We start from the raw sequence: 6,445 nt of genomic DNA, 5'->3' as shown, positions 1-6,445 counted from the left end.
GGGGACGGCTTCGTCGGCTCCGGCCCCGTCGCCTCGGCCGCACGACGCTGGACGGGCGGCGCGTCGACGGAGAGCGGAACGGCGCGCGTCGGCACTCCCTCGGTCAGCGGTGCACCCAGGGTCGGACGCGTCGTGGCGCCGGTCGGGGCGGTCGTGCCGGGCACGGCGGTCGTTGCCGGCGGAGCCTCCGGCGTGGACGCGGGTGCATCCCCGCCGAGTGGGACGGCCCGCGCGGGCGCACCGCCGGTGAGCGGCGCCCCCAGCCCGGGACGCGCGGGGTCCGCAGCGCGCTGAACGGTCTCGTCGTGCGTCGGGGCGTCAGCAGTGTGCGCGGGCGAGCCCGTTGAGGTGCGCCGCTGGACCGCGGGGGCGGGCGGCGCCGCACTCTCCGACGACGGCCGCGCCGGCGGTGCCGCCGCGGCGGACGGAGTGCGCCGCTGGACGGGCGCCGAAGCCGCCTCGGACACCGCCGGCCGCGTTGCGGCCGCATCCGGAGACTGGATCGGGGACGCCGGGGACGCCGGGGGCACGGCCGCGTCCTCGGCCGGTGCGGCCACCGCGATCGGGCGGGTCGCGCTCGACGACACCGGACGCTCCGCCGGGGGCGTCAGCGCATCCGGGCCGGTCGTCGTCCCGGTCTCCGGGGGAGCGCTCGACGCGGGTGATGCCGTGTGCTGGCCCGGAGTTGAAGTGGCGGGCGCCGCCGAGGCGCGTCGCTGCACCGGCGCGGACGAAGCCGTCGCGCCGGGCGCGGGGGCGGAAGGCGCCGGGGCAGCCGCGTCCTTCGACGGAGCCGCCTCCGGGGAAGGGGAAGGCGCGGGCCCGGCCGGGGCCTGAGGCGTCGTCGTCCGACGCTGCACCGGCGCCGCGGGAGCCCCCGGACCGCCGGTGGTCGTGGACGGCGGGGCCGTCCGTCGCTGCACCGCGGGCGGGCCGGCGGGAGCCGAGGGCGCTGAGCTCCCGTCAGCAGTCGGCGGCGTCGGTCCAGTTGCGACCGGCGGCTTCGCCGCGGGCGTGGACGCGGAGGCCGGAGCAGGAGCCGGAGCAGGAGCAACGGGAGGAGCCGCGACCGGAGCCGCATCCTGCGCCTGGGGCCGAGAAGCCGGCGTCGCCGCCACCCGCCGCTGCACCGGAGCCGCCGCCGGGGTCGCCGACGAAGCCGAAGCCGAAGGAGCCACCGAGGCCGAAGGAGCCACCGGAACCGAAGGAGCCGCCACCGCAGCGGCAGCCGAGGCCGCCCCCGTCTCCACCTCCGCCGACGGCACCTCGCGCGCCGCCACCGGCAGCGTCGGGACGTGCGGGCCGCCCAGCCCGCCCGTCGGCGTCGTCGCCGGACGCAGCAGGCCGTGGACCGTCCCCGCCGGAGCCTCCGGGGAGACCAGGTGCGCCAACTCCCGGACGTGCGAATGGTCCTGGTGCGCCGCCAGCGTCCCGCCGAAGTCCGCGCGCGCGCCGATCGCCGACAGCCCGCCCCGCACCGCCATCGGCGCCGCGGACGTCCACGCCGGAGCAACCGGCGCCGGCGGCGGCGCCGCTGGCGGCACCGCCGCCGCAGACCGCTCGTCCGCCGCCGCCGTCTCCGACGTCGTCGCCTTCGCCGCGACCGCGGGCGCGTCGTCCGCCCGCCCCTTCCGCCGCCGGCCCGTCAACCGCTCGCGCAGCCCCATGTCTCAGGCCCCTTGCCCGACCGAAGCCCCCGCGCGCTCCACCAGCGCCGCGATCTCCGTGACCCAGCGCTGCCGGTCGCGGTGCTCCATGTCGAGGATCGTGTCCATGTCCCAGTGGAAGTGGTAGGCGACGTACGCGACCTCCTCGTGCAGGCGGTCGGCCGCGTACGTCACGATTCCCCCAGGCGGCTCCCGCCCAGCTCGACCTCGAAGGTGTCGCGGCAGGACGGGCACGTCACGCTCGCGCGCGTGTGCCCCTCCGCGTTGATCTGCCGGTAGAAGTCCTGGAGGAACGCCAGATCGGAGGCGAACATCTCCTCCACCACGCCGTCGTGGACGGCGGGCAGCGTGCCCAGCCGGGTGATCACCCGACCGAGCAGCACCACCGAGAGGTACGCCGCGTTCTCCTGCACCCGCACGTCCCGCAGCGGCACCAGCTCGTCGCGCGCGGTGGCGAGACGCATGGTGCCGTGCCGGTGGACGGTGCCGGAGGCGTCGACGTAGCCGCGCGGCAGCTCGAAGTCGAACTCCGTCCGCAGCGCGCGCTCCACCACCGGCGCCGGTGCCGGGGCCGCCGCCGGGGCGGGAGCCGCGACCTCGGGCTCCGCCTCCGGGGCCGCCTCGGGCGCCGCCGCGTCCCGCCCCGCGATCTGACGCCTCATTACTCGATGACCAGCTCTTCGAACGTGATCGTCACGGTCTCCGTCAGCGCGGACGCCTCGCCGGCCTTCGCCGAGCTGGCGTCGACCTTGGAGCACCACGCGTTGCGCAGGTGGTACCGCTTGACCGGGCTGTTCATGTAGTCCATGAAGATGATGCTGGCGTTCTTGCGCGCCGAGCCCATGTTCCCCTGGATGGACTGGTTGATCCACTGCGAGAACGACGCGCTCTGCGTCGCGCCGCGGACCACGGTGCACTGCCCGGCCTTCTTCACGCCCGGCAGCTTCTTCACCACCGGCTTGCCGTTCGCCGAGACCTGCTGGTACTCGATGACGTCCTGCTCCATCGACAGGCCCTCGACGGACTGGAGGTACTCCACCATCACGCCGTCGATCTGGAGGCCGAAATTGTGCGAGGTGAGGGCGTCACCCGGCTGAAGACTCATGTCGCGTCAATCCTCGGTTCTCTAAGGTGCTTTCCCTGGCCGTCCGTCGTTCCCGGGGCTACTCGTCCAGCTCGCCCGCGCCGCTGGAGTGCTGCGCCATCCGGAAGACGACGAACTCCGCGGGCTTGACCGGCGCGATGCCGATCTCGCAGATGACCCGGCCGATGTCCACCGACTCCGGCGGGTTGGTCTCGGCGTCGCACTTGACGTAGAACGCCTCTTCCGCCGTGGCGCCGAAGAGCGCCCCGTTGCGCCACTCGTTGACCAGGAACGCCGAGATGTTGCGGCGGATCCGGGCCCACAGCGCCTGGTCGTTCGGCTCGAAGACCACCCACTGGGTGCCCAGCAGGATGGACTCCTCCAGGTAGTTGAAGTACCGGCGGACGTTGAGGTAGCGCCAGGCCGGGTCGGACGCCAGCGTGCGCGCGCCCCAGACCCGGATGCCGCGGCCGGGGAAGGCCCGGATGCAGTTGACGCCGATCGGGTTGAGCAGGTCCTGCTCGCCGCGGGTGATCTGCAGCTCCAGGTCGACCGCGCCGCGCACCACCTCGTTGGCGGGGGCCTTGTGGACGCCGCGCTCGCTGTCGTTGCGCGACCAGATGCCGGCCATGTGGCCGCTGGGCGGCAGCAGCCGGGTGCGGCCGATCGACGGGTCGAAGGCCTTCACCCAGGGGTAGTAGAGGGTGGCGAACCGCGAGTCGTAGCCGGCCGTCTCCTGGCGCCAGACGCGCACCTGGCGGGCGTTGAGCCCGGGCGGCGGGTCGATGATCGCCATCCGGTCGCCCATCTGCTCGCAGTGGGCGATCAGGCCGAGCTGGACGGCCTTGACGGCCTCCAGGTCCAGCGCGCCGCGCTGGTAGGCGGACATCAGGTCGGGAACGGCCACCATGGTGATCTCGTCCACGGCCTCCAGGCCGCCGAAGCCGGTGCGGTCGGCCGAGTCGCCCAGGTACGCCTTGGGGTTGACGACCTCCTCGCCGGCCGGGTCGGCGCCGTTGGAGCGGGCCGGGGCCGCGCCCGCCTTCGGCGGGCCGAGGGTGACGGTCTGGTTGTCGGGGCGGACCAGCTGCCCGGCGGGCGCGGCCTCCTCGACGGTGATGTACTGCGACTTCTCCTTGACCTGGGTGACCACGTAGGCGCGGTTGCCGCGCTTGGCGGTCACGTCCAGCGTCTCGACCGGCTTGTCGCCGGTCTTGACGACCAGCTTGAAGCGCTCGGCCGGGCCCTCGCCGTCGGCGTCGGAGACCTCGACGGTGATCGGGGCGCTGCCGGCGTTCTTGGCGGCGGCGGGCAGCGCGGCGACCTTGAAGCCGCCGAGCGCCTGCGGCTCGCCGGCCTCCAGGGCGGCGGGCGCGGAGGAGCCGGCCACGGCGCCGGCCGACGGGCCGTCGCCGAAGGCGCCGTCCCGGGAGCCGCCGACGCGGACCACGTAGCAGGCGGATCCGCCGTTGTTGAAGAAGCCGTAGACGGAGTGGGCCAGGTAGTAGCCGTCGGTGAAGTCGCCGAAGGCGGCCACGTACTGCGACCAGTTGGTGACCAGGGTCGGCTCGTTGAGCGGGCCCTCGGGGGCCAGCCCGACGAAGGCGCCCACCGCGGTGCCCACGCCCTCGATGGGACGCGACCCGCTGGCCACCTCCTCCACGTAAACGCCCGGAGACAGGTACGACGGCATGCTGCGGTGCTCCTCGCGGTGGGGTCGTTGCCGAGAGATGGCAGTGGACTCGGCCATGTTGGATTACGGACCGGTAGGGACGTAACGGCCGCCGGGTCCACGCCCGGGGCAGCGGCGCGTGCCCCCGAGGGCACAACGGTTCGGACGGTGCAACCGGGAGCCGCTCCGGCGCGTCCGACCTGCGCATCCCGCGGGATTCAGAAGGACGCCAGCGCGTCCTTGATCTTCTTCACCCAGGCGTCCGCGTCGCCGCGCAGCTGCTCCGTCCAGCCGTCCCGGGCACCGCCCTCCGCGGCGGGCACCACGCCCAGTTGGACGAGGGTCTGCCAGGCGTCCTCGCGCATCTCGGCGACCTGGCCCTCGCGCGTCGCCAGCTCGTAGAGCCCGCGGGCCATCACCTCGCGCTTGCCGAACTTGATGTCCTTCCAGAACTGCCAGAGCTTCTGGGCCTCGCCCTCGTGGGCGGCCAGGCCGCGCGCCGGGCCCTCGTCCGGCAGCGCGTTGGGCAGCCGGTGGCGGTCGGGGGCCTTGAGGTCCTTGTGGCGCTTGCGGAAGAACTTCAGCGCCTTGTAGAGCGCGAAGAGCCCGAGGATCGCGGCCGCGGCGATCACCAGCGCCGGGCCGGCGGGGCTGCTGGCGGCGAGGACCAGGCCGGCGATCGCGGCGGCCGCCTTGACGCCGTTGCCGACGCCGGAGACCAGGCGCTTGGCGACGCCGCGGCGGCGCTTCTTGACGGCGTACCCGCGGATCTCGCGGAGCGTCTCGGCGTCCTTGCCGTAGCCGGCGCGGTCGGTGCCGAGCTGCTCGCGGGCGGTGCGGTTGTGCGCCAGCCGCTCGTCCAGGAGCTCCAGTTGGCCGCTGAGCCGGGTGTGCTCCGGGCTGCCCTCGGCGTGCTCGGCGAGGCGCTCGGCGCGGTTGCGGCGGGCCGCCCGCAGGCCGGTGCGCTCCCGGTCGAGGGCGGCCTCCCGGGCGGCGAAGTCGGCGACCTGGCCGGGCCCGACGTCCTCGACGCCCCTGCCGAGGCGGTGCGCGGACTGGGCGGCGCGGCCCAGTCCGTGGGCGTCCTGGGCGGTGCCGACGATCGCGGCTGCGGCGGTGAGCCCGCCGGGGGCCTGGCTGAGGGCGTGGGTCGCGGTGTGGCCGGCGACGCCGACGGCGTTCTTGGCGAGGGTGGTGCCGTCCCCGGCGAGGTAGAGGGCGTTCTTGGCGGTGGCCAGGCTCTTGTCGGTGATCCGGGCGTCGGTGCCGTGCGCGGCGTAGGCGTCCTTGCGGCGGTCGGCGACGGCCCCGACGAGGCCGGCGGTGCTGTCGACGAGGACCAGGGTGTCGGCGACGGCGTTGACGCTCGCGCCGGGGAGCGAGGCGGCGGGCGGGACGGGCTGGCCGCCGTGCTCGGCGAGCTGCTGGCCGACCTTGCCGAGGGCGGGGGAGACGATCCGGCTGGCGGCGAAGTCGGCGGTGTCCACTACCTTGTTGGGCTTCAGGGCGTCGAGGACGGCCTTGCCGGGCGAGGACTCCGCCGCGGCCTGCTCCTCCTCCTGCTGCTCCTGCTGCTGCGCCGGGTGGAGCTCGTCCAGTTCGTGGAGCTCGATACCCGGCTCCTCCTCGGCGGCCGCCTCGTTCTCCGTCGCCGTCCCGGCCCGCCGCAGCGACCGGGCGAGCGCCCGGTTGCCGGCCCGCGTCGCGAGCCGGGCGGCGCCCGCCGCCCCGGCGGTGCCCAGCGCGGGCAGCACCAACGCGGCCTCCGCGCCGGAGAGTTCGAGGTCCTCGGGGCGCCGCAGGGGCGCGCTCCGTTCCTCCCGTGCGCGCGCCTGGGACATGGTCGCCGTCCGTTCGGTGATCAGTGCGTGGGGCGCGGCCCATGCTTGCGCCGCCCCCGCGCACCCCGAAGGCCCGTGCGGGCACACCACGGTGCACCCGGGCATGCCCGTCCGTCCGTCGTCTCCGCGCGCGCCCGCGCCTAGCGTGGGCGCGTGAGTACCTGGGCCAGCCTCGAACCCG

Annotated in this window: 6 protein-coding genes; 1 reads left to right on the top strand and 5 read right to left on the bottom strand. The window is 75.1% G+C overall.

Translation table 11 applies throughout. The features are described from left to right. The first annotated feature begins 348 nt into the window (after positions 1-348). On the top strand, positions 349-837 hold the full coding sequence (locus BIV57_RS22945) for a hypothetical protein (RefSeq protein WP_071658791.1): 489 nt from the start codon (positions 349-351) through the stop codon (positions 835-837). Between the two features lie 833 nt (positions 838-1,670). Here BIV57_RS22945 and BIV57_RS25480 read toward each other — a convergent pair. The 5 genes from BIV57_RS25480 to BIV57_RS22925 all read right to left on the bottom strand — a co-directional run bounded on the left by BIV57_RS25480 (position 1,671) and on the right by BIV57_RS22925 (position 6,264). Continuing rightward, complete coding sequence (locus BIV57_RS25480; protein ID WP_175548835.1) at positions 1,671-1,841, bottom strand: DUF6760 family protein; 171 nt, start codon at positions 1,839-1,841, stop codon at positions 1,671-1,673. After that, positions 1,838-2,329, bottom strand: coding sequence for a hypothetical protein (locus BIV57_RS22940; RefSeq protein WP_071658790.1), 492 nt, complete (start codon positions 2,327-2,329; stop codon positions 1,838-1,840). Before BIV57_RS22940 ends, BIV57_RS25480 begins: the two co-directional genes overlap by 4 nt. Next, positions 2,329-2,772 (bottom strand): phage tail protein, encoded by a 444-nt coding sequence (locus BIV57_RS22935; RefSeq protein ID WP_071658789.1) that lies wholly within the window; start codon positions 2,770-2,772, stop codon positions 2,329-2,331. Before BIV57_RS22935 ends, BIV57_RS22940 begins: the two co-directional genes overlap by 1 nt. 58 nt (positions 2,773-2,830) lie before the next feature. Further along, the gene (locus tag BIV57_RS22930) at positions 2,831-4,444 is read right to left on the bottom strand and encodes a phage tail sheath family protein (protein ID WP_071658788.1); all 1,614 of its coding nucleotides are present in this window, start codon (positions 4,442-4,444) and stop codon (positions 2,831-2,833) included. Positions 4,445-4,641: 197 nt separating this feature from the next. Beyond that, entirely contained in the window at positions 4,642-6,264 is a 1,623-nt protein-coding gene (locus tag BIV57_RS22925) for a hypothetical protein (RefSeq protein WP_071658787.1), read from the bottom strand. Positions 6,265-6,445: the final 181 nt, after the last annotated feature.

The organism is Mangrovactinospora gilvigrisea (genome assembly GCF_001879105.1).
In the GTDB taxonomy this organism is placed as follows: domain Bacteria; phylum Actinomycetota; class Actinomycetes; order Streptomycetales; family Streptomycetaceae; genus Mangrovactinospora; species Mangrovactinospora gilvigrisea.
Note: the sequence above shows the minus strand (reverse complement) of the source record. Positions and strands in the feature narration are given on the sequence as shown.

Bases quoted from the DNA above. Each gene is read 5' to 3' on its own strand.
- BIV57_RS22935 (WP_071658789.1), bottom strand. From the start codon at position 2,772: ATGAGTCTTCAGCCGGGTGACGCCCTCACCTCGCACAATTTCGGCCTC.
- BIV57_RS22925 (WP_071658787.1), bottom strand. From the start codon at position 6,264: ATGTCCCAGGCGCGCGCACGGGAGGAACGGAGCGCGCCCCTGCGGCGC.
- BIV57_RS22940 (WP_071658790.1), bottom strand. From the start codon at position 2,329: ATGAGGCGTCAGATCGCGGGGCGGGACGCGGCGGCGCCCGAGGCGGCC.
- BIV57_RS22930 (WP_071658788.1), bottom strand. From the start codon at position 4,444: ATGCCGTCGTACCTGTCTCCGGGCGTTTACGTGGAGGAGGTGGCCAGC.